This is a genomic window from Pseudomonas jinjuensis (genome assembly GCF_900103845.1).
Classification (GTDB): Bacteria; Pseudomonadota; Gammaproteobacteria; order Pseudomonadales; family Pseudomonadaceae; genus Pseudomonas; species Pseudomonas jinjuensis.
On the sequence record NZ_FNIJ01000003.1, the window covers coordinates 87,282 to 107,630 of the forward strand.

Here is a 20,349-nt window from a genome sequence, read left to right on the forward strand (position 1 = left end):
TATCACCCATACATATGAATAACCAACTTCCGCAGCAATAGCGGCGCAATTACCGCGCCCGCAGAAGTTCCCTCCATAATCGACATGGACGGTGACTGGCATGCGCAGGGTCATGGCTGTCTGTTTCATGGGTGTCATATGTGCAGGATGTAACGGGCTGGTCCGCCCGGATGTGGATGGTGCCACCGGCGCGAGTTATTTCCGTGTATTTTCCGGATTCCCCCTGCCCTATTTCTTCATGGCCTCGGCGGTCCAGTGGAACGAGGATTACGCGGTCACGGTACGCCACGCGACGCTGGTTCCCGGCAAGGTGCACAGCTGCAGCACCGGCTGCGACCTGGTGTTCATCCGCCACAGCTGCGACTGCCGGATCCCGCGCTGGCGCACGCCCCGTGCGGGCGAGCGCATCACCGCGGCCGGCGCCGGTCCCTATCTGCTGGGCGTACAGGGAACCGGCCGGGTGTATGCGGTGCCCTTCATCAATACCGACGAGAGTGGCGGCGAACGCTACGCGATCCATGACGCGCCCCTGGCCAAGGGCATGTCCGGCGGGCCGGTGATCGCCGGCGATGGCTCGGTGGTCGGAATAAATATCGGTATTTACTCCATGACGCTGAATGAAATAGACAACCCCGGTGTAAAGTCGGCGAAACGCATCAGCATATTCATCCCCTACGCCGTGATTCAGCGGGAGTGGGATATTCTCTATTCCAGACTTCCACCGGAAAGCCGGCCCAAACTTGCAGCCAGTCCTCCGGATATCTGAGATATATGTTTCATTGTTGAGACATATATAAGCGAAGTTACTGTTCCGACGTCATGAACGCGGCGCGTAGGCGAATACATCGGCGCGCATCTGATGCGCGTCCATGCCCGCCTCCACCAGCGCATCGAGGGTGCCATAGACCATCGCCGGCGAGCCGCTGGCATAGACGGTCAGGCCGCGCAGGTCGGCGAAGTCCTCGCACACCGCCTCGTGCAGCAGGCCGTGGCGGCCCGGCCAGTCGCACGGGTCGCTGACCACCTGGTGCAGGTGCAGGTTGGGCACGCCCTGCCACTGCTGCCAGTGCGGCAGCTCGTAGAAGTCCTCGGGCCGGCGCACGCCCCAGTACAGGTGCACCGGATGGGCGAAGCCCTGGGCGCGGCAGTGCTCGATCAGGCTGTGCATCTGGCCCATGCCGGTGCCGGCGGCGATCAGCACCAGCGGGCCGTCCGGCAGGTCGGCCAGGTGCGCGTCGCCGAACGGAAGCTGCACGCCGACCATGCCGCCGAGCTGCAACTGCTCCACCAGGAGCAGCGCATTGCCTTCGCGAGCGAGGATGTGCAGTTCGAGATCGCGCCCCTCGTGGGGCGCCGAGGCCAGGGAGAACGCCGAGCTGCCGTCTTCGCGGTCGATCAGCAGGTACTGCCCGGCGTGGTAACGCGGCGGTTTGCCGGCCGGCGCCCGCAGGCGCACGCGCCAGACATCGCCGCCCACCGGCTGGCAGAGGGTGACCTGGCAGGCCAGCTTGCGCAGCGGCAGCTCGCCGGGCGCGAGCACGCCATCCCAGTGCAGCACGCAGTCTTCCAGCGGCTCGGCGAGGCAGGTGAAGAGTTCGCCATGGTCGCGGACTTCGCCGTTCTGCTTCACGCTGCCTTCCACCAGCAGGGCGGCGCAGATGTGGCAGTTGCCGTTGCGGCAGCTCTGCGGGCAGTCGTAGCCGAGACGCCGCGCGGCATCGAGGATGCGCTCGCCGGGCTGCGCCTCGAAGGTGGTGCCGGAGGGTTGCAGGGTGACTCTCATGCCGCCGGCTCCTTGGCGAATCCGTTGGGTCGCGGGCATGGCCCGCTCCTACGCCAGGCAATGGCACCAGCTCCTGTAGGAGCGGGCCATGCCCGCGACAACGTAGCGACGCAGGCGAACCCATTTTCGACAAGGTTCATCAATCGATCCCCAGGCTCGCCCACATCTCGTCCACCCGCTGCTTCACCGCCTCGTCCTGGACGATGGCGCGGCCCCATTCGCGGTTGGTCTCGCCCGGCCACTTGTGGGTGGCGTCGAGGCCCATCTTCGAGCCGAGGCCGGAGATCGGCGAGGCGAAGTCGAGGTAGTCGATCGGCGTGTTGTCGATCATCACCGTATCGCGCTTGGGGTCCATGCGCGTGGTGATGGCCCAGATGACGTCGTTCCAGTCGCGGGCGTTGACGTCGTCGTCGGTGACGATAACGAACTTGGTGTACATGAACTGTCGCAGGAACGACCACACACCGAGCATTACGCGCTTGGCGTGGCCGGGGTACTGCTTCTTCATGGTCACCACGGCCATGCGGTAGGAGCAGCCTTCCGGCGGCAGGTAGAAGTCGACGATCTCGGGGAACTGCTTCTGCAGGATCGGCACGAACACTTCGTTCAGCGCCACGCCGAGGATCGCCGGCTCGTCCGGCGGGCGGCCGGTGTAGGTGCTGTGGTAGATCGGCTTCTTCCGGCGGGTGATGCGTTCGACGGTGAACACCGGGAAGCGGTCGACCTCGTTGTAGTAGCCGGTGTGGTCGCCGTAGGGGCCTTCGTCGGCCATCTCGCCGGGATGGATCACCCCTTCGAGGACGATCTCGGCGCTGGCCGGCACCTGCAGGTCGCTGCCGATGCACTTCACCAGCTCGGTCTTGTTGCCGCGCAGCAGGCCGGCGAAGGCGTATTCGGAGAGGGTGTCCGGCACCGGCGTGACCGCGCCGAGGATGGTCGCCGGATCGGCGCCGAGGGCGACGGCCACCGGGTAGGGCTTGTCCGGATGCTTCTGGCACCACTCGCGGTAATCCAGCGCGCCGCCGCGATGGCTGAGCCAGCGCATGATCACCTTGTTGCGGCCGATCACCTGCTGGCGATAGATGCCGAGGTTCTGCCGCTCCTTGTTCGGCCCGCGGGTGACGGTCAGGCCCCAGGTGATCAGCGGGCCGACGTCGCCGGGCCAGCAGGTCTGCACCGGCAGCTTCGACAGGTCGACGGCGTCGCCCTCCTCGATCACTTCCTGGCAGGGCCCGTCGCGCAGCACCTTCGGCGCCATCGACAGCACCTTCCTGAAGATCGGCAGCTTCGACCAGGCGTCCTTCAGCCCCTTCGGCGGCTCCGGCTCCTTGAGGAAGGCCAGCAGCTTGCCGATCTCGCGCAGTTCGCCGACGTCCTCGACACCCATGCCCAGGGCGACGCGCTCGGGCGTGCCGAACAGGTTGCCGAGCACCGGGATGTCGTAGCCGGTGGGCTTCTCGAACAGCAGCGCGGGGCCCTTGGCGCGCAGCGTGCGGTCGCACACTTCGGTCATTTCCAGCACGGGGGAAATCGGCACCTGGATGCGCTTGAGTTCGCCGCGCTGTTCCAGCACGCGGATGAAATCGCGCAGGTCGCGATACTGCATGAGGGCTCTCGATGGCGTGTCTTGCGGATGGAAGCGACAGTTTAGCCGCTAACACCCCCGCGCAGAAACACGAAGGCCGGGTTTCCCCGGCCTCCAGCGCTGATCAGCGACGCTTACTTGCGCTTCATCGAGTCGAAGAACTCGTCGTTGGTCTTGGTCTGCTTGAGCTTGTCGATCAGGAACTCGATGGCGGAGATCTCGTCCATCGGGTGCAGGATCTTGCGCAGGATCCACATGCGCTGCAGCTCTTCCTCGCCGGTCAGCAACTCTTCGCGGCGGGTGCCGGAGCGGTTGATGTTGATCGCCGGGAAGACGCGCTTCTCGGAAATCTTGCGGTCGAGGATCAGCTCCATGTTGCCGGTGCCCTTGAATTCCTCGTAGATCACCTCGTCCATCTTCGAGCCGGTCTCGATCAGCGCGGTGGCGAGGATGGTCAGCGAACCGCCTTCCTCGATGTTGCGCGCGGCGCCGAAGAAGCGCTTGGGCTTCTCCAGGGCGTGGGCGTCGACACCACCGGTGAGGACCTTGCCGGAGCTCGGGATCACGGTGTTGTAGGCGCGCGCCAGACGGGTGATGGAGTCGAGCAGGATGATCACGTCCTTCTTGTGCTCGACCAGGCGCTTGGCCTTCTCGATCACCATCTCGGCGACCTGCACGTGGCGGGTCGGCGGCTCGTCGAAGGTGGAGGCGACCACTTCGCCGCGCACGGTGCGCTGCATCTCGGTCACTTCTTCCGGGCGCTCGTCGATCAGCAGGACGATCAGGTGGCACTCGGGATTGTTGCGGGTGATGTTGGCCGCGATGTTCTGCAGCATGATGGTCTTGCCCGCTTTCGGCGGTGCGACGATCAGGCCGCGCTGGCCCTTGCCGATCGGCGAGCAGAGGTCGATCACGCGGCCGGTGAGGTCTTCCGTGGAGCCGTTGCCGGCTTCCATGGTCAGGCGCTTGGTCGGGAACAGCGGGGTCAGGTTCTCGAAGAGAATCTTGTTCTTGGCGTTCTCCGGACGATCGAAGTTGATCGAGTCGACCTTCAGCAGCGCGAAGTAACGCTCGCCCTCTTTCGGTGGCCGAATCTTGCCGACGATGGTGTCACCGGTACGCAGGTTGAACCGGCGGATCTGGCTGGGCGAGACGTAGATGTCGTCCGGGCCGGCCAGGTAGGAAGAGTCGGCGGAACGCAGGAAGCCGAAGCCATCCTGGAGAATCTCCAGTACGCCGTCGCCGGAGATTTCCTCGCCGCTTTTCGCATGTTTTTTCAGCAGCGCGAAAATGATGTCCTGCTTGCGCGAACGGGCCATGTTTTCGAGGCCCATGGCTTCGGACATTTCCAGCAATTCGGCAATCGGCTTTTGCTTGAGTTCGGTCAGGTTCATAAGAAAGGAGACGTAGAAAGAGATATGAGGGAACAAGCAGTGTGCTTGAAGAGCCGTGCCGCAGAAGACGGACAGGATCGCTTGGAATTCGATTTGGAGTGCGTGGCGACGGCTTGCAGGGGACAACGTAATCAACGTTGCGCGAGCGAATGTATCACCGCGATTTGGCCGGCGTCTAGGGGCCTGCAAGAAAAAAGCCCCGCTGATCGCGGGGCTCCTTGCCGAACGTCAAGTTCAGATGTTGCTGTCGAGGAACGCCGCCAGTTGCGACTTCGACAGGGCGCCGACCTTGGTCGCTTCGACGTTGCCGCCCTTGAACAGCATCAGGGTCGGGATGCCACGCACGCCGTACTTCGGCGGGGTGTCCTGGTTTTCGTCGATGTTCAGCTTGCAGACCTTCAGCTTGCCCTGATAGTCCTTGGCGATCTCGTCGAGCACCGGGGCGATCATCTTGCACGGGCCGCACCACTCGGCCCAGTAGTCCACCAGCACAGGACCGTCGGCCTTCAGCACGTCCTGCTCGAAGCTGGCATCGGTGACGTTGACGATATGTTCGCTCATGAATTCTCTCCGTGGATCGGATACGAAAAAAAGTGACCGCCATCATAGCCCGCCTTGGCTACCTCCGAAAGGCGCAGCTGATTGAGTCTGCCTATCGTCTCCCGGGCTGCAGCCAATCGGAAATCGGACTGTAATTTGGCGCATACCGCCTATCATGGCAGGATGTCGCGGTTATTTTTCCGGATTTCTCCACATGCCCCATACCCCTGCGAAGGCCTTCCCGCTGATCGCCGCCCTCGACCTCGGCTCCAACAGTTTCCACATGGTCCTGGCCAAGGCCGACCACGGCGAGATCCGCATCCTTGAGCGGCTTGGCGAGAAAGTCCAGCTGGCCGCCGGCATCGGCGAGGAACGCCTGCTCAGCGAGGAAGCCATGCAGCGCGGCTTCGACTGCCTGAAGCGTTTCGCCCAGTTCATCAGCGGCATGCCGCCGGGCTCGGTACGGGTGGTGGGCACCAACGCCCTGCGCGAGGCGCGCAACCGCGCCGACTTCATCCGCCGCGCCGAACCCATCCTTGGCCACCCGGTGGAAGTCATCTCCGGCCGCGAGGAAGCGCGCCTGATCTACCTCGGCGTCTCCCATACCCTGCCGGATACCGCCGGCCGCCGGCTGGTCACCGACATCGGCGGCGGCAGCACCGAGTTCATCATCGGCCAGCGCTTCGAATCGCAGCTGCGCGAGAGCCTGCAGATGGGCTGCGTGAGCTACACCCAGCGCTACTTCCGCGACGGCAAGATCACCCCGGCGCGCTACGCCCAGGCCTACACCGCGGCGCGCCTGGAACTGATGAGCATCGAGAACAGCCTGCGCCGGCTGGGCTGGGACGAGGCAGTGGGCGCTTCCGGCACCATCCGCGCGGTCGGCCTGGCGATCAAGGCCGGCGGCCACGGCAACGGCGAGATCAACCCGGAAGGCCTGGCCTGGCTGAAGCGCAAGATGTTCAAGCTGGGCGATGTCGACAAGCTCGACATCGACGGCATCAAGCCCGACCGCCGGCCGATCTTCCCGGCCGGCCTGGCGATCCTCGAGGCGCTGTTCGACGCCCTCGAACTGAACCGCATGAACCACTCCGAAGGCGCCCTGCGCGAAGGCGTGCTCTACGACCTGCTCGGCCGCCATCACCACGAGGACGTCCGCGAACGCACCATCAGCGCCCTGATGGAACGCTACCACGTCGACCTGGAGCAGGCCGCACGGGTCGAGGCGAAGGCGCTGAAGACCCTCGAACAGGTCGCCGACGCCTGGAACCTGAAGGACGACTGGCACCGCGAGCTGCTGGTCTGGGGCTCGCGGCTGCACGAAATCGGCCTGGACATCGCCCACTACCACTACCACAAGCACGGCGCCTACCTGATCGAGCACTCCGACCTGGCCGGCTTCTCCCGCCAGGACCAGCTGACCCTGGCGCTGCTGGTGCGCGGCCACCGCCGCAACATTCCGGCGGACCGCTTCGCCGAACTGGGGGAGGACGGCGACAAGCTGATCCGCCTGTGCATCGTGCTGCGCTTCGCCATCCTCTTCCACCACATCCGCGGCAACCAGCAGATGCCGGCGATCACCCTCAAGTGCGCCAGCAAGAGCCTGGAGATCCGCTTCCCGGACGGCTGGCTGGAAACCAGCCCGCTGACCCGCGCCGACTTCGAGCAGGAAGCCGAGTGGCTCAAGCGGGTGGGGTATCAGCTGCGGGTGAGCTGAGCGGAAGCTCGATCGTTCCCACGCTCCTGCGTGGGAATGCATCCCGGGACGCTCCCGCGTCCGTTGCTTCGCGGGCATGGCCCGTTCCTACAAGGCATGACACCCAGATGAAAAGGCCCTGCCGCGCAAGCGACAGGGCCTTTTTCGTACTCCGGCCGGGATCAGTGCGTATTGATCACCGGCGTGCACAGCCGCTCGAGCAGCATGGCCTGGGCGTTGCGCGGGTTCTGGTTGCCGGTGGGGCTCTGCCGCTGGTAGCTGCCGTCGGGCTGCAGGGTCCAGGCCTGGGTGTTGTCCGCCAGGTACAGCTCCAGCTCCTTCTTCACCCGCTGCACCAGCTTCTTGCCTTCAACCGGGAAGCAGGTCTCGACGCGCATGTCGAGGTTGCGCTCCATCCAGTCGGCGCTGGAGAGGTACATCTTCTCGTCGCCGCCGTTGAGGAAGTAGTAGATGCGGCTGTGCTCGAGGAAGCGGCCGATGATCGAGCGCACCTGGATGTTGTGCGAAACGCCGGGCACGCCCGGGCGCAGGCAGCACATGCCGCGCACCACCAGGTCGATCTTCACGCCGGCCTGGCTGGCCTTGTACAGCGCGCGGATGACCTTGGCGTCGGTCAGCGAGTTGACCTTGGCCATGATCTGCGCCGGCTTGCCTTCCGCAGCGGCGGCGGCCTCGCGGTTGATCATCTCCAGCAGGTTCTTCTTCAGGGTGAAGGGCGCGTGCAGGAGCTTCTTCATGCGCAGGGTCTTGCCCATGCCGATCAGCTGGTTGAACAGCTTGTGCAGGTCCTCGCACAGCGCCGCGTCGGCGGTCAGCAGGCTGTAGTCGGTGTACAGGCGGGCGTTGCCGGCGTGGTAGTTGCCGGTGCCGAGATGCGCGTAGCGGCGCAGCTCGCCATCCTCGCGACGGAGGATGAGCATCATCTTGGCGTGGGTCTTGAAGCCGACCACGCCGTAGATCACCACCGCGCCGGCCTGTTGCAGGCGGCTGGCGAGCTGCAGGTTGGATTCCTCGTCGAAGCGCGCGCGCAGCTCGATCACCGCGGTGACCTCCTTGCCGTTGCGCGCCGCTTCCACCAGCGCGTCGACGATTTCCGAGTTGGCCCCGGAGCGGTACAGCGTCTGCTTGATCGCCAGCACGTTGGGGTCCTTGGCCGCCTGGCGCAGCAGGTCGATCACCGGGGTGAAGGACTCGAACGGGTGCAGCAGCAGGACGTCCAGCTTGGCCAGCACGCCGAACAGGTTTTCCTTCTTCTGCAGCAGCTTCGGAATGGTCGGCGTGAACGGCGGGTTCTGCAGCTCGGGATGGCTGGCCAGCCCGGTGACGCTGAACAGGCGGGTCAGGTTGACCGGTCCGCTGACGCGGTACAGCTCGCTGTCGTTGAGGCCGAACTGCTTGAGCAGGTAGTTGGACAGGTGCGTCGGGCAGGTATCCACCACTTCCAGGCGCACCGCGTCGCCGTAGCGCCGCGAGAACAGCTCGCCGCGCAGTGCGCGGGCCAGGTCCTCGACGTCCTCGGCGTCCACCGAGAGGTCGGCGTTGCGGGTCAGGCGGAACTGGTAGCAGCCCTTCACCTTCATCCCGGGGAACAGGTCGTCGGCGTGGGCGTGGATCATCGAGGAAAGGAACACATAGTTGTCGCCCTTGCCGCCAACGTCTTCCGGCAGGCGGATGATCCGCGGCAGCGAACGCGGCGCCGGGATGATCGCCAGGCCGGAGTCGCGGCCGAAGGCGTCCATTCCTTCCAGCTCGACCATGAAGTTGAGGCTCTTGTTCACCAGCAGCGGGAACGGGTGGGTCGGGTCGAGGCCGATGGGGGTGATGATCGGCGCGATCTCGTCGCGGAAGAAGCGCCGCACCCAGGCCTTGATCTTCGGCGTCCAGTAGCGGCGGCGGATGAAGCGCACGTCGTGCTTGGCCAGCTCCGGCAGCAGGATGTCGTTGAGGATGCTGTACTGGCGGCCGACCTGCACGTGCACCTGCTCGCTGATCCGCGCCAGCGCCTGGTGCGGCAGCAGGCCGTCGGCACCGGCCTGTTCGCGGGCGAAGGCGATCTGCTTCTTCAGCCCGGCGACGCGGATCTCGAAGAACTCGTCGAGGTTGCTGGAGAAGATCAGCAGGAACTTCAGGCGTTCCAGCAGCGGGTAGGACTCATCCAGCGCCTGTTCCAGCACGCGGATGTTGAACTGCAGCTGCGAGAGTTCGCGATGAATGTAGAGGGCGCTGTCATCGACGTTGATCGCCGGCGGCGCCACCACTTCACTGGGTGCCGGAGCCGCAACCTCCACGGCGGCGGGCTCGGGCAGTTCGGTTGCGGTGGTTCCAGCTTCGAGCAGTTCGGTGGTGCTAAGGCCTTCGGTATTCATCGCAAGTCTCGTCAACGGGGAATCATTTCCCCTTTTTCAGTTGTTCTGCCGCGTGTCTGGCGAAGTAGGTCAGGATGCCATCGGCGCCGGCCCGTTTGAAGGCCAGCAGGGATTCGAGGATCACCGCCTCGCTCAGCCAGCCATTCTGGATGGCCGCCATGTGCATCGCGTACTCGCCGCTGACCTGGTAGACAAAGGTCGGCGCGCGGAATTCGTCCTTGGCCCGGCGCACGATGTCCAGGTAGGGCATGCCCGGCTTGACCATGACCATGTCGGCGCCTTCGGCGAGGTCGGCGGCGATCTCGTGCAGCGCCTCGTCGCTGTTGGCCGGGTCCATCTGGTAGGTGGCCTTGCTGCCCTTGCCGAGGTTGGCGGCCGAGCCGACCGCGTCGCGGAACGGGCCGTAGTAGGCGCTGGCGTACTTGGCCGAGTAGGCCATGATGCGCACGTTGGTGTGGCCGGTGGATTCCAGCGCCTCGCGGATCGCGCCGATGCGGCCGTCCATCATGTCCGACGGCGCGACCACCTGGGCGCCGGCTTCGGCGTGGGACAGCGCCTGCTTGACCAGCACGTCGACCGACTCGTCGTTCATCACGTAGCCGTTCTCGTCGAGGATACCGTCCTGGCCGTGGCTGGTGAACGGATCGAGGGCCACGTCGGTGATGATGCCGAGTTCCGGGAAGCGCTCGCGCAGGGCGCGGGTGGCGCGCTGGGCGATGCCGTCGGGGTTGTAGGCCTCGGCGCCGTCGAGGGACTTCTTCTCCAGCGGCGTCACCGGGAACAGCGCCAGGGCCGGGATGCCCAGTTCCACCAGCTGCTCGGCTTCCTTCAGCAGCAGGTCGATGGACAGGCGCTCGACGCCCGGCATCGACGGCACGCTTTCCCGCTGGTTCTTGCCGTCGAGGACGAACACCGGAAGGATCAGGTCATCGACGGTCAGCACGTTCTCGCGCACCAGGCGACGGGAGAATTCGTCGCGACGGTTGCGGCGCAGGCGGGTGAAGGGGAAGGCACGTTCGGCGGAAATGAAGCTCACGGCGTACTCCAGGGCCCAGGCAAACAGGCACAGTCTGACAGTTATAAAGGATAATTATGACCGATAGGTTACACGCGGTGACAGTGACTCAGGGTCACGCCGGCATGACTGCGTGCCGGGCATTCATGATTGACATCAGCAACACCCCTCAAACTTGTCTGAAAGGACATTGGCCGAAGGCCCGACGCCTTCCCCCGCGGCGACAACCGCGTTAGGCTGCGCGTTCATTTCGCTCCGTTGCCTCCATAATGCTTCAACAATTCCTGCAGGATTTCGGCTACCTGGCGCTATTTCTCGGCACCTTCTTCGAGGGCGAGACCATTCTGGTGCTGGCCGGCTTCCTCGCCTTCCGTGGCTACATGCAGCTGGAGTGGGTCGTCGCGGTCGCCTTCCTCGGCAGCTATGCCGGCGATCAGCTCTGGTATTTCCTCGGCAGGCGCCACGGCCGCAAGATGCTGGCGCGCAAGCCGCGCTGGCAGAAGATGGGCGACAAGGCGCTGGACCACGTACGCCGCCATCCGGACCTGTGGGTGCTGAGCTTCCGCTTCGTCTACGGCCTGCGCACCGTGATGCCGGTGGCCATCGGCCTGTCCGGCTATCCGCCGCGGCGCTATCTGCTGCTCAACGGCATCGGCGCGATCGTCTGGGCCACCGTCCTCGGCGGCGCGGCCTACACCTTCGGCAGCGTGCTGGAAGGCATCCTCGGCAACGTCAAGAAGTACGAGCTGATGGTGCTCGGCGGCTTCGTCGGCATCGGCCTGCTGCTCTGGCTGCACCGGCGCATCAAGAACAGCCGCAACAACGGCTGACGGCTTCTCGGCGTATTCCTCTGGTTCGGCGGCCCGGCGAATCGTTATCCTTGGGCCAGAACAGAATCTTGCCGCCCGGCAAGACCCGAACAGGAGCAGTCCATGCACAAGAAAGTTGCCGTTCTTCTCTCCGGCAGCGGCGTCTTCGATGGCGCCGAGATCCACGAAAGCGTCATCACCCTGCTGCGCCTCAGCCAGCGCGGCGCCGATGTCCAGTGCTTCGCGCCCAACGTTGCCCAGCACCACGTGCTCAACCACCTGACCGGCGAGGAAATGCCCGAGACGCGCAACGTGCTGGTGGAGTCCGCGCGCATCGCCCGTGGCGCGGCGAAGGACATCCGTGAAGCCAGAGTGGAAGACTTCGACGCACTGATCGTGCCCGGCGGCTTCGGTGCGGCCAAGAACCTCTGCGACTTCGCCTTCAACGGCGACCAGTGCCAGGTGCAGCCGGAGGTGCTGGCGCTGGCCCAGGCCTTCGCCGCGGCGCACAAGCCGGTGGGCCTGATCTGCATCGCCCCGGCCATGGCCGCGCGCATCTACGGCCAGGGCATCGAATGCACCATCGGCAACGACGCCGACACCGCCGCCGCGCTGGAGCGCATGGGGGCCAAGCACGTCGAGTGCGCGGTGGACGACATAGTCGAGGACAGCCGCCACAAGCTGGTCACCACCCCGGCCTACATGCTGGCCCAGTCGATCGCCGAAGCGGCTTCGGGCATCAACAAGCTGGTCGACCGCGTCCTCGAGCTGGCATAGGTCAGCGGCTTCAGGCGGCAGGCGAAATGCGGCCCTGCGCTCTTGCCTGTAGCCTGTAGCCTGTAGACTGCCGCCTATTTGTTCAACCGGGTCAGCAGGCGATCCAGCGAATTGGCGAACGCCTGCTTGTCCTTGTCGCCATAGGGCGGCTGGCCGCCGCCCATCTGCCCCTGGTCGCGCAGGTCGGTGAGCAGGTTGCGCAGCGCCAGGCGCTCGCCCATGTTCTTCGGGTCGAACTCGCGGCCGCGCGGGTCCAGCGCTACGACGCCCTTCTTCACCAGCCGGTCGGCCAGCGGCACGTCGCTGCAGATCACCAGATCGCCCGGCTGCGCCTGCTCCACCAGGTAATCGTCGGCCGCATCCATGCCGCTCTCCACCACCACCAGCCGCACGCAGGCGAACGGTGGCTTGACCTGCGGCTGCCCGGCGACCATCACCACTTCCAGCCTGCGCTTGAGGGCGAACTTGGCGACCAGGTCCTTCGCCGCCCGCGGGCAGGCGTCGGCATCGATCCAGATAAGCATCGGAAAACGTTCCTCGAAAAGCACGACGGCCAGTATCGCACTGGCCGTCGTGAATTGCCGGCGTGACCGTCAGGAGGCGTTGGCCGCCGCCCGGCGCCGCTCGGCGATGCGGCTGCGGCCGTAGAGCACGACGATCGCCAGCAGCGCCAGGGCCTGAGCCGACAGGGAGTACGCGTCGGCCTTGATGCCGAGCCAGTCGAAGTCGAAGAAGGGCACCGGGCGGGTGCCGATCACCCCGGCTTCCTGCAGGGCCACCACGCCGTGGCCGGCGAACACCACCGACAGCGCGCAGAGCAGCGCCGCATTGATGCTGAAGAACAGCCCCAGCGGCAACTTCACCGAACCGCGCAGGATCACCCAGGCCAGGCCGATCAGCAGCACCACCGCGCCGGCCGCGCCGGCGATCACCGCGCCATGCCCGGCCGGACCGGCCTGCAGCCAGAGGGTTTCGTAGAACAGGATGACCTCGAACAGCTCGCGGTAGACCGAGAAGAACGCCAGCACGGCGAAGCCGAAACGCCCGCCGCCGCCGACCAGGCTGCTGCGGATGTAGTCCTGCCAGGCCGCGGCATGCCGGCGGTCGTGCATCCACACGCCGAGCCAGAGCACCATCACGCAGGCGAACAGCGAGGTGAAGCCTTCCATCAGCTCGCGCTGGGCGCCGCCGATGTCGATCACGTAGGCCGCCAGCGCCCAGGTGGCGAAGCCGGCGACGAAGGCCAGGCCCCAGCCGACGTGCACGCCGCGCACCGCCTGCTGCTGGCCGGTCTTGCGGAGGAAGGCGAGAATCGCGGCGAGCACCAGGATCGCCTCGACGCCTTCGCGCAGCAGGATCAGCAGGGCGGAAACGAAGCTGATGGAAGTGCTCAGCGAATCGCCGCTGAGCGCCTCGCCGGCCTCGTGCAGCTTGCCCTTGGCCAGTTCCAGCTGCTGCGCCACCTGCGCTTCGGGCAGGCCATCGCGAAGCGCCTGGCGGTAGGCCATCAGCTGCTTCTCGGTGGTCTTGCGCAGGTCCGCGTCGACGTTGTCGAGGGAGCTTTCCACCAGCTCGAAGCCTTCCAGGTAGGCCGCCACGGAGAGGTCGTAGGCCTGGTCATGGTCGCCGGAGCGGTAGACCGCGAAGCTCTTGTCCAGGGTGGCGGCGGTGTAGTCGATCAACTGGCCCGGCCCGCGATGCTCCAGCGGCGGATGCGCACGCAGGGCGCGGAAGCTTTGCGCGGCGGCTTCGCCATCGTGCTCGGCGACTTCCGCCGGAGTCTGCGCGGACAGCGCCGCCAGCGGATAGGCATGGGCCGGATCGGCCTTGGCCTCGGCGGCGCTCAGGCCGGCCACGTAGGCCGCCAGGTCCCAGCGCTGGCGCTCGTCGAGCTGGTCGGCGAAGGCCGGCATGTCGGTGCCGGAAACGCCCAGGCCGATGACGTTGCGCAGGTCGTACAGGCTCAGCTGGTCGAGGCGCGCGCGGTCGGTCAGGTTGGCCGGCGGCGGTTCCAGGCCGATCCCGGCCGGGCCGTCGCCCTTGCCGGCGTCGCCGTGGCAGATCGCGCACTGCTGGGCGAAGAGCGGCGCCCCGCGGCTCGGGTCCGGGGTGATCGCCGGCGTCTGCACCACCTGGTAGAGGTCCGCCACGCGCGCCTCCAGATGCCGCGCCTGTTGGGCGACCGTCCTGCCTGGCCGGCGCTGTTCGATGGCCTGGCGCAGGCTCGCGCTGTCCTTCTCCAGGTCCGCCCGCCCGGGGTTGGCCGGCAGGGTCAGGATCAGCGCCTGGAGGCTCTCGGCGAACTCCAGCTGTTCCTTGTATTCGGTCGGGTTGGTGATCTGCCCGTCGCTTACCGTGGCCGGGTAATCGGCCGCCAGGTAGCTGAGCAGATGCAGGGCTTGGGAGGGGTCGACAGCCGTGTCGGCGAGGGCTCCGAGGCTGAAAATGCCGACAAGGGGCAGCAGCCAGACGAGAAGTTTGGAGGGGCGCATAAGGAAGGGAAATGAGAATGGAAGAGATTCAATTGTCACCGCGTATTTCAGGCGATGCAAGGCGAAACTGCCCTCGGCCCCGGCGCGAAGCCCGCCAGGGCACGGCTGGCGGGGCTCAGGCCGGTGCGCGACGGACCGTGGCGAGCAGCGCGGCGGCGCCGACGAAGAGCGCGGCGAAGGTGCGGTTCATCACCCGCTGCTGGCGCGGCGAACGCAGCAGGCGCAGGACGCGGGCGGCCAGGCCGGTGTAGCCGGCCATGACGATCAGGTCGACGCAGATCATGGTCACGCCCATGATCAGGTACTGCATCGCCAGCGGCCGGTGCGGGTCGATGAACTGCGGCAGCACGGCGAGCATGAACACCACCGCCTTGGGGTTGCTGGCGTTCACCAGGAAACCGCGCAGCACCAGCGTCAGCGGTCGTCCGATGGAGCGCGGCGCGTCCTCGGTCTGCATCACCTGCGGCGGCGAGGACCATTGTTTCCACGCCAGATAGACCAGATAGGCCACGCCGAACCACTTGATCAGGCTGAAGGCCAGCGCCGAGGCCGCCAGCAGCGCGCCGACCCCGGCGGCGACCACGGCGATCTGCAGCGCCAGGCCGATCTGCAGGCCCAGGGCATTCCAGTAGCCACGGGCGAAACCGTATTGCAGGCCGCAGGACATCGAGGCGATGGCCCCGGCGCCGGGCGACAGGCTGATCACCCAGCAGGCGATGAAGAAGGCGAACCAGGTACTGGCGAGCATGGGAACCTCGACGGCGTAATCTTTTGTTACGGGAAGCCGCCAGTGTGCCCTACTCCCGCGGCGCCGCCCAGCCTGACCTTGCAGGAGCGAGCGTGCTCGCGAACATACCCCGCAGCGGTAGTTGGTTCGCGAGCAAGCTCGCTCCTACGAAAGAAAAAGCCCGGCGCGATGGCCGGGCTCCTTCACAGCAGAACCGGGATCAGTCCGGCATTTCCTTGCGCAGCTTCACCGGCTCGACGCCGCGACGCCGCGCCAGGGCGCCGCGCAGGCGGATGTTCAGCGCCTCCACGGCCAGGGAGAAGGCCATGGCGAAGTAGACGTAACCCTTCGGCACGTGAACCTCGAACGACTCGGCGACCAGCACGGTGCCGACCACGATGAGGAACGACAGGGCGAGCATCTTCAGCGACGGGTGCTTGTCGATGAAGTCGCTGATGGTGCCGGCCGCCAGCATCATCACGCCGACCGAGATGACGATCGCCGCGACCATCACCGGGACGTTCTGCACCAGGCCCACCGCGGTGATCACCGAGTCCAGCGAGAAGATGATGTCGATGATCGCGATCTGCACGATCACGCCCATGAAGCCACGCTGCGCGCCGGACTGCTGGCCGCCCTCTTCCGCGCCTTCCAGGCTGTGGTAGATCTCCATGGTGCTCTTGAACAGCAGGAACAGGCCGCCGAAGAACAGGATCAGGTCGCGCCCGGAGATGCCCTGGTCGAACAGGTGGAACAGGTCGGCGGTCAGGCGCATCACCCAGGTGATCGACAGCAGCAGCAGGATCCGCGTACCCATCGCCAGGGCCAGGCCGAAGAAGCGCGCCTTCGGCTGCTGCGCCGGCGGCAGGCGGCCGACCAGGATCGAGATGAAGATGATGTTGTCGATGCCAAGGACGATTTCCAGGGCGGTCAGGGTCAGAAAGGCAACCCAGATCTCAGGGCTTGTCAGCCATTCCATAGTGGGGGGGTATCCGTCAGGAGATAGTGGGGAGGTTCGGCCCGCGCCAGCGGCGGATGGCCTTCTGGAAGAACAGGCTGTTGGGAACCTGGAGCAGCGCGCCGCTGGCGCCGTTCTCCGCGGTTTCCTCCAGGGTGGTGTAGAGCAGGTTGATCGCCACCACCCGGCCCTTGGCGCCGGGCTTGTCGGCCGACTCGATGACCTCGACCAGGTCACCCAGGCGGAACGGTCCGACGGTGAAGATCAGCAGCGCGCAGAACAGGTTGGACAGCACGCTCCAGATGGCGAAGAAGGCCACCGCGGCGACCGCCGCGAAACCGGTGATCGCCGACCACAACACTGTGGCGGAAACGCCGAGGCGCTCCAGCACCATCAGCAGCGCCGAGCCCATGATCAGCCAGCGCAGGCTGCCGCGCAGTGGCAGCAGCAGTTCCGGCGGCAGCGGGTAACGCTGCGCCAGACGGTTCAGGCCGCGCGCCACCAGGCGCTGCAGGGCCCAGGCGCAGAGCAGGATGAGGATGAGCTGCAGGCCGCGCTGCAGCGGCTCGCGCCATTCGGCCAGCAGGGCAAGGATGTCCATCACTCACTGGCCTCCAGTTCACTCTGCAGCGCTTCGAGGGTTTCCAGGGCGAGCAGCCAGGCCTCTTCCAGCTCGCCCTCCTTCGCCTTCAGGCTGGCCTGCTGGGCCAGCAGGTCGCGCAGCTCGTCCTTGCGCGCCGCCTCGTAGATCGCGCTGTCGCCCAGGCGCTCTTCGACGCTGGCCAGTTTCTCGTGCAGCTTGCCGAGTTCCTTCTCCAGCTTCTCCGCCTCGCGCTTGTGCGGCGCCAGCTGCTGGCGCAGGGCGGCGGCGGCCTGGCGCTGGGCGCGCCGGTCTGTCCTCTCGGCGGCCGGCGCGGCATCGCCGACCGGCGCCTGGCGGGCGCGGAAATCCACCAGCCAGCGGGCGTAGTCGTCGAGGTCGCCGTCGAATGGCTGCACGCGGCCGTCGGCCACCAGCAGGAATTCGTCGGTGGTGCTCTTCAGCAGATGCCTGTCGTGGGATACGACGACCACGGCGCCGGAAAATTCCTGCAAGGCGAGGGTCAGCGCCAGGCGCATTTCCAGGTCGAGGTGGTTGGTCGGTTCGTCGAGCAGCAGCAGATTGGGCTTCTGCCAGGCGATCAACGCCAGCGCCAGGCGCGCCTTCTCGCCGCCGGAGAAATTCAGTACCGGCTCGTCGCAGCGGTCGCCACGGAAGTCGAAACCGCCGAGGAAATCGCGCAGGGTCTGCTCGCGCTCACCCGGGGCAATGCGCTGCAGGTGCAGCAGCGGGCTGGCCTTGGCGTCCAGCGAGTCGAGCTGGTGCTGGGCGAAGTAGCCAATGGCGAGATTCTCGCCGCGCTGCAGATGTCCGGAGAGCAGTTCGAGATCGCCGGAGAGGGTCTTGATCAGGGTCGACTTGCCGGCGCCGTTGGGACCGAGCAGGCCGATCCGCGCGCCCGGAGTGAGCTGCAGCTTGACCTTCTCCAGCACGGTCTTGTCGCCGTAGCCGAGACGCGCCTCGGACATGTCCAGCAGCGGGCTGGAAATCTTGTCCGACTCGCGGAAGCTGAAGTCGAACGGCGAATCGACGTGCGCCGGCGCCAGTTCCTCCAGGCGCTCCAGCGCCTTGATGCGGCTCTGCGCCTGGCGCGCCTTGGTCGCCTGCGCCTTGAAGCGGGCGATGAACTTTTCCATGTGCGCGCGCTGCGCCTGCTGCTTCTCGTAGGCCTGCTGCTGCTGCGCGAGACGTTCGGCGCGGGTGCGTTCGAAGGCCGAGTAGCCACCGCGGTACAGGGTCAGCTTGCGCTGCTCCAGATGCGCCACGTTGTCGACCACCGAATCGAGGAAGTCGCGGTCGTGGGAGATCAGCAGCAGCGTGCCCGGGTAGCCCTTCAGCCACTCCTCCAGCCAGAGGATGGCGTCGAGGTCGAGGTGGTTGGTCGGTTCGTCGAGCAGCAGCAGTTCGGACGGGCACATCAGCGCCTGGGCCAGGTTGAGGCGCATCCGCCAGCCACCGGAGAAGTCGCCGACGCGGCGCTCCATCTGCTCCGGGGTGAAGCCGAGGCCGGCCAGCAGCTTGCGCGCGCGGGAGTCGGCGGTGTAGCCGTCGGCGCTGTCCAGCTCGCTGTGCAGGCGCGCCAGGGCGGTGCCGTCATGGGCCTGCTCGGCGGCGGCCAGGGCGGTCTGGATTTCGCGCAGGCGCACGTCGCCGTCGAGGACGTAGTCCACCGCCAGGCGATCGAGGGTGTCCACCTCCTGGCGCATGTGGGCGATGCGCCAGTCGGCCGGCAGCTGGCAGTCGCCGGCATCCTGGCCGAGCTGGCCGCGCAGCAGGGCGAACAGGCTGGACTTGCCGGCGCCGTTGGCTCCGATCAGGCCGACCTTCTGGCCGGCGTGCAGGGTGAGTTCGGCACCTTCCAGCAAGCGCTGGGGGCCACGCTGTAACGTAAGATTCTGTAGTCGGATCATGGCGGCGGAGTTTATCAGCTTCGTCTGACACTCGCGTGGGAGCACTTTATGACGGCTGATGTCTGGTCATTCGCCCTGGCCCTGTATGCCCGGCCCGGCGTCGAGGATGCCTGCCTGCAGCTGCAGGATGCCGGCGCGGACGTCCTGCTGCTTCTCACCGGCGCCTGGCTCGGGCGTGCCGGCGTGGACTACAGCGAGGAACGCCTGGGCGCACTGCGAGCCGTGGCTGCGCCCTGGCAACGGCAGGTCATCGCGCCGCTGCGTGCACTTCGGCAGAGCTGGCGCACGCAGGCGCAGCAGGACGAGCAACTGGCGGGGCTGCGCGAACAGATCAAGCGGCTGGAACTGGAAGCGGAAAAGATGGCCCTGTCCCGGCTGGAGGACGTGGCCCTGGACTGGCATGGCGATGGCGCGGACGACCTGCAGCGCTGGCTCGAGGGTTGCGCCGGAGAGGCCGGCCGGCAATGCCGCGTTGCGCTGGAAGAACTGCGCAACGCGGCCTGCCAGGACGCCTGATCAGGATGCGCTGGACGGCGTGCTGGGAGTAGTAGTGCCAGTCGCCGGAGCGGACGAAGGAGTTACCGACGCGGCAACGCTGCTCGCGGCCGGAGCCGGAGTCGCTACGGCGCTCGGCGTGGGCGCGGCTGCGGGAGCAGGAGCGGCCGGCTTCGCAGTGGCGGCCGGTTTGGCGGCAGGCTTCGCGGCGGGCTTCGCGGCGGGCTTCTTCGCCGCAGGCTTGGCGGCCGGTTTGGCTGCTGCCGGTTTGGCTGCTGCGGGTTTGGCGGCGGGCTTGGCTGCCGGCTTCGCTGCAGCGGGCTTGGCTGCCGGTTTCGCCGCAGCGGGTTTGGCGGCGGCCTTGGCTGCCGGCTTCGCTGCAGCAGGCTTGGCTGCCGGCTTGGCTGCGCTCTTCGCCGCCGGCTTCGCGGCTGCGGCGCGGGCTGCTGCAGGCTTGGCTGCCGCCGGTTTGGCAGCGGCCTTGGCTGCCGGTTTCGCCGCGGGTTTCGCAGCGGCAGGTTTTGCCGCCGCCTTGCTCGCCGGCTTGGCGGCAGGCTTGCTCGCCGCCGCTTTCGCGGCCGGCCTGGCGGCGGGTTTCGCGGCAGGCTTGGCAGCCGGTTTCGCGCTGGCTTTCGCCGCAGGTTTCGCAGCGGCAGGTTTCGCCGCGGCAGGCTTGGCGGCTGCCCTGGCGGCCGGTTTCGCTGCGAATTTCGCCGCCGGCTTGGCCGCCGCTGCGGCAGTCTTGCGGGTATCCAGCGTCTTGCCCACGGCTTCCTTCACCTTGGTGACGCCCTGGGCGAGCTTCAGGCTGTCCTGCACATCTTTCTTCAGGCCGCTGATGTAGTTGCGGGTTTCGCTTTGACGGGACTTCAGGGTGTCCAGCGCATCTTCCAGCTCATCGATGGTGCTCTTGGCCCTGGCCTGCGCCTTGGCCTTGCCGGCCTGGGCAGCCTCCTGCAATTTGGTGCGCGCCTTGTGCAGCTTGTCCTGTGCCTTGACGCGCTGCTTCTCGAGTTTGGCGAGAAGTTTTTCGGCATCGACCAGCGCCTGCTTGCAGGCACTTTCGAGGTGCTCGACCAGGCTGTGCGAAAGTTGATGGAGCAGGTGCAAAGGAGTTGCGACAGGTTTCTTGTTAGCCGACATGACGTGCCTCCTGGCGGACGTTGGTTGCGCCCATACT

The 20,349-nt window shown here is 66.4% G+C and carries 18 protein-coding genes; 5 read left to right on the plus strand and 13 right to left on the minus strand.

The features are described 5' to 3' along the window. Positions 1–100 precede the first annotated feature (100 nt). Entirely contained in the window at positions 101–766 is a 666-nt protein-coding gene (locus BLR75_RS04890) for a trypsin-like peptidase domain-containing protein (protein ID WP_245726102.1), read from the plus strand. A gap of 51 nt (positions 767–817) precedes the next feature. Here BLR75_RS04890 and BLR75_RS04895 read toward each other — a convergent pair whose 3' ends face one another. The 4 genes from BLR75_RS04895 to trxA all read right to left on the minus strand — a co-directional run bounded on the left by BLR75_RS04895 (position 818) and on the right by trxA (position 5,323). Continuing rightward, entirely contained in the window at positions 818–1,783 is a 966-nt protein-coding gene (locus tag BLR75_RS04895) for a CDP-6-deoxy-delta-3,4-glucoseen reductase (RefSeq protein WP_084313852.1), read from the minus strand. Between the two features lie 139 nt (positions 1,784–1,922). Next, entirely contained in the window at positions 1,923–3,389 is a 1,467-nt protein-coding gene (ubiD, locus tag BLR75_RS04900) for a 4-hydroxy-3-polyprenylbenzoate decarboxylase (RefSeq protein ID WP_084313851.1), read from the minus strand. Positions 3,390–3,502: 113 nt separating this feature from the next. After that, a complete protein-coding gene (gene rho, locus BLR75_RS04905; protein WP_084313850.1) occupies positions 3,503–4,762 on the minus strand; it encodes a transcription termination factor Rho in 1,260 nt (419 codons plus the stop codon). A gap of 234 nt (positions 4,763–4,996) precedes the next feature. Beyond that, positions 4,997–5,323, minus strand: coding sequence for a thioredoxin TrxA (gene trxA, locus BLR75_RS04910; RefSeq protein ID WP_084313849.1), 327 nt, complete (start codon positions 5,321–5,323; stop codon positions 4,997–4,999). Positions 5,324–5,516: 193 nt separating this feature from the next. Between trxA and ppx the strand changes: the two genes are divergently transcribed. Then, a complete protein-coding gene (gene ppx, locus BLR75_RS04915; RefSeq protein WP_084313848.1) occupies positions 5,517–7,019 on the plus strand; it encodes an exopolyphosphatase in 1,503 nt (500 codons plus the stop codon). Positions 7,020–7,180: 161 nt separating this feature from the next. Here ppx and ppk1 read toward each other — a convergent pair whose 3' ends face one another. Next, positions 7,181–9,385 carry a polyphosphate kinase 1 gene (ppk1, locus tag BLR75_RS04920; protein ID WP_084313847.1) on the minus strand — a complete coding sequence of 735 codons (2,205 nt, stop codon included), beginning with the start codon at positions 9,383–9,385 and terminating at the stop codon, positions 7,181–7,183. A gap of 22 nt (positions 9,386–9,407) precedes the next feature. After that, positions 9,408–10,421, minus strand: a complete 1,014-nt coding sequence (hemB, locus tag BLR75_RS04925) for a porphobilinogen synthase (RefSeq protein WP_084313846.1) — start codon at positions 10,419–10,421, stop codon at positions 9,408–9,410. Positions 10,422–10,666: 245 nt separating this feature from the next. Between hemB and BLR75_RS04930 the strand changes: the two genes are divergently transcribed. Then, on the plus strand, positions 10,667–11,230 hold the full coding sequence (locus tag BLR75_RS04930; RefSeq protein WP_090416003.1) for a DedA family protein: 564 nt from the start codon (positions 10,667–10,669) through the stop codon (positions 11,228–11,230). A 102-nt stretch (positions 11,231–11,332) separates the two neighbouring features. Beyond that, positions 11,333–11,986, plus strand: coding sequence for an isoprenoid biosynthesis glyoxalase ElbB (gene elbB, locus BLR75_RS04935; protein WP_084313844.1), 654 nt, complete (start codon positions 11,333–11,335; stop codon positions 11,984–11,986). A 74-nt stretch (positions 11,987–12,060) separates the two neighbouring features. Here elbB and BLR75_RS04940 read toward each other — a convergent pair whose 3' ends face one another. The 6 genes from BLR75_RS04940 to BLR75_RS04965 form a co-directional block, all read right to left on the minus strand. Next, a complete protein-coding gene (locus BLR75_RS04940) occupies positions 12,061–12,510 on the minus strand; it encodes a YaiI/YqxD family protein (protein WP_084313843.1) in 450 nt (149 codons plus the stop codon). 69 nt (positions 12,511–12,579) lie between these two features. Continuing rightward, entirely contained in the window at positions 12,580–14,478 is a 1,899-nt protein-coding gene (locus BLR75_RS04945) for a cytochrome c/FTR1 family iron permease (protein ID WP_084313842.1), read from the minus strand. Between the two features lie 115 nt (positions 14,479–14,593). Then, positions 14,594–15,226, minus strand: coding sequence for a LysE family transporter (locus tag BLR75_RS04950; RefSeq protein WP_084313841.1), 633 nt, complete (start codon positions 15,224–15,226; stop codon positions 14,594–14,596). Between the two features lie 199 nt (positions 15,227–15,425). After that, positions 15,426–16,184 (minus strand): TerC family protein, encoded by a 759-nt coding sequence (locus tag BLR75_RS04955; protein WP_084313840.1) that lies wholly within the window; start codon positions 16,182–16,184, stop codon positions 15,426–15,428. A gap of 16 nt (positions 16,185–16,200) precedes the next feature. Then, positions 16,201–16,764 carry a mechanosensitive ion channel family protein gene (locus BLR75_RS04960; protein WP_084313839.1) on the minus strand — a complete coding sequence of 188 codons (564 nt, stop codon included), beginning with the start codon at positions 16,762–16,764 and terminating at the stop codon, positions 16,201–16,203. Then, on the minus strand, positions 16,764–18,674 hold the full coding sequence (locus BLR75_RS04965) for an ATP-binding cassette domain-containing protein (protein WP_084313838.1): 1,911 nt from the start codon (positions 18,672–18,674) through the stop codon (positions 16,764–16,766). Before BLR75_RS04965 ends, BLR75_RS04960 begins: the two co-directional genes overlap by 1 nt. Before the next feature lie 48 nt (positions 18,675–18,722). Here BLR75_RS04965 and BLR75_RS04970 point away from each other — a divergent pair, with 48 nt between their 5' ends. Beyond that, complete coding sequence (locus tag BLR75_RS04970) at positions 18,723–19,190, plus strand: TIGR02444 family protein (RefSeq protein WP_084313837.1); 468 nt, start codon at positions 18,723–18,725, stop codon at positions 19,188–19,190. Here BLR75_RS04970 and BLR75_RS04975 read toward each other — a convergent pair whose 3' ends face one another. Next, complete coding sequence (locus BLR75_RS04975; protein ID WP_084313836.1) at positions 19,191–20,312, minus strand: AlgP family protein; 1,122 nt, start codon at positions 20,310–20,312, stop codon at positions 19,191–19,193. Positions 20,313–20,349: the final 37 nt, after the last annotated feature.

Bases quoted from the DNA above. Each gene is read 5' to 3' on its own strand.
- BLR75_RS04890 (WP_245726102.1), top strand. From the start codon at position 101: ATGCGCAGGGTCATGGCTGTCTGTTTCATGGGTGTCATATGTGCAGGA.
- BLR75_RS04895 (WP_084313852.1), bottom strand. From the start codon at position 1,783: ATGAGAGTCACCCTGCAACCCTCCGGCACCACCTTCGAGGCGCAGCCC.
- ubiD (WP_084313851.1), bottom strand. From the start codon at position 3,389: ATGCAGTATCGCGACCTGCGCGATTTCATCCGCGTGCTGGAACAGCGC.
- rho (WP_084313850.1), bottom strand. From the start codon at position 4,762: ATGAACCTGACCGAACTCAAGCAAAAGCCGATTGCCGAATTGCTGGAA.
- trxA (WP_084313849.1), bottom strand. From the start codon at position 5,323: ATGAGCGAACATATCGTCAACGTCACCGATGCCAGCTTCGAGCAGGAC.
- ppx (WP_084313848.1), top strand. From the start codon at position 5,517: ATGCCCCATACCCCTGCGAAGGCCTTCCCGCTGATCGCCGCCCTCGAC.
- ppk1 (WP_084313847.1), bottom strand. From the start codon at position 9,385: ATGAATACCGAAGGCCTTAGCACCACCGAACTGCTCGAAGCTGGAACC.
- elbB (WP_084313844.1), top strand. From the start codon at position 11,333: ATGCACAAGAAAGTTGCCGTTCTTCTCTCCGGCAGCGGCGTCTTCGAT.
- BLR75_RS04940 (WP_084313843.1), bottom strand. From the start codon at position 12,510: ATGCTTATCTGGATCGATGCCGACGCCTGCCCGCGGGCGGCGAAGGAC.
- BLR75_RS04945 (WP_084313842.1), bottom strand. From the start codon at position 14,478: ATGCGCCCCTCCAAACTTCTCGTCTGGCTGCTGCCCCTTGTCGGCATT.
- BLR75_RS04950 (WP_084313841.1), bottom strand. From the start codon at position 15,226: ATGCTCGCCAGTACCTGGTTCGCCTTCTTCATCGCCTGCTGGGTGATC.
- BLR75_RS04955 (WP_084313840.1), bottom strand. From the start codon at position 16,184: ATGGAATGGCTGACAAGCCCTGAGATCTGGGTTGCCTTTCTGACCCTG.
- BLR75_RS04960 (WP_084313839.1), bottom strand. From the start codon at position 16,764: ATGGACATCCTTGCCCTGCTGGCCGAATGGCGCGAGCCGCTGCAGCGC.
- BLR75_RS04965 (WP_084313838.1), bottom strand. From the start codon at position 18,674: ATGATCCGACTACAGAATCTTACGTTACAGCGTGGCCCCCAGCGCTTG.
- BLR75_RS04970 (WP_084313837.1), top strand. From the start codon at position 18,723: ATGACGGCTGATGTCTGGTCATTCGCCCTGGCCCTGTATGCCCGGCCC.
- BLR75_RS04975 (WP_084313836.1), bottom strand. From the start codon at position 20,312: ATGTCGGCTAACAAGAAACCTGTCGCAACTCCTTTGCACCTGCTCCAT.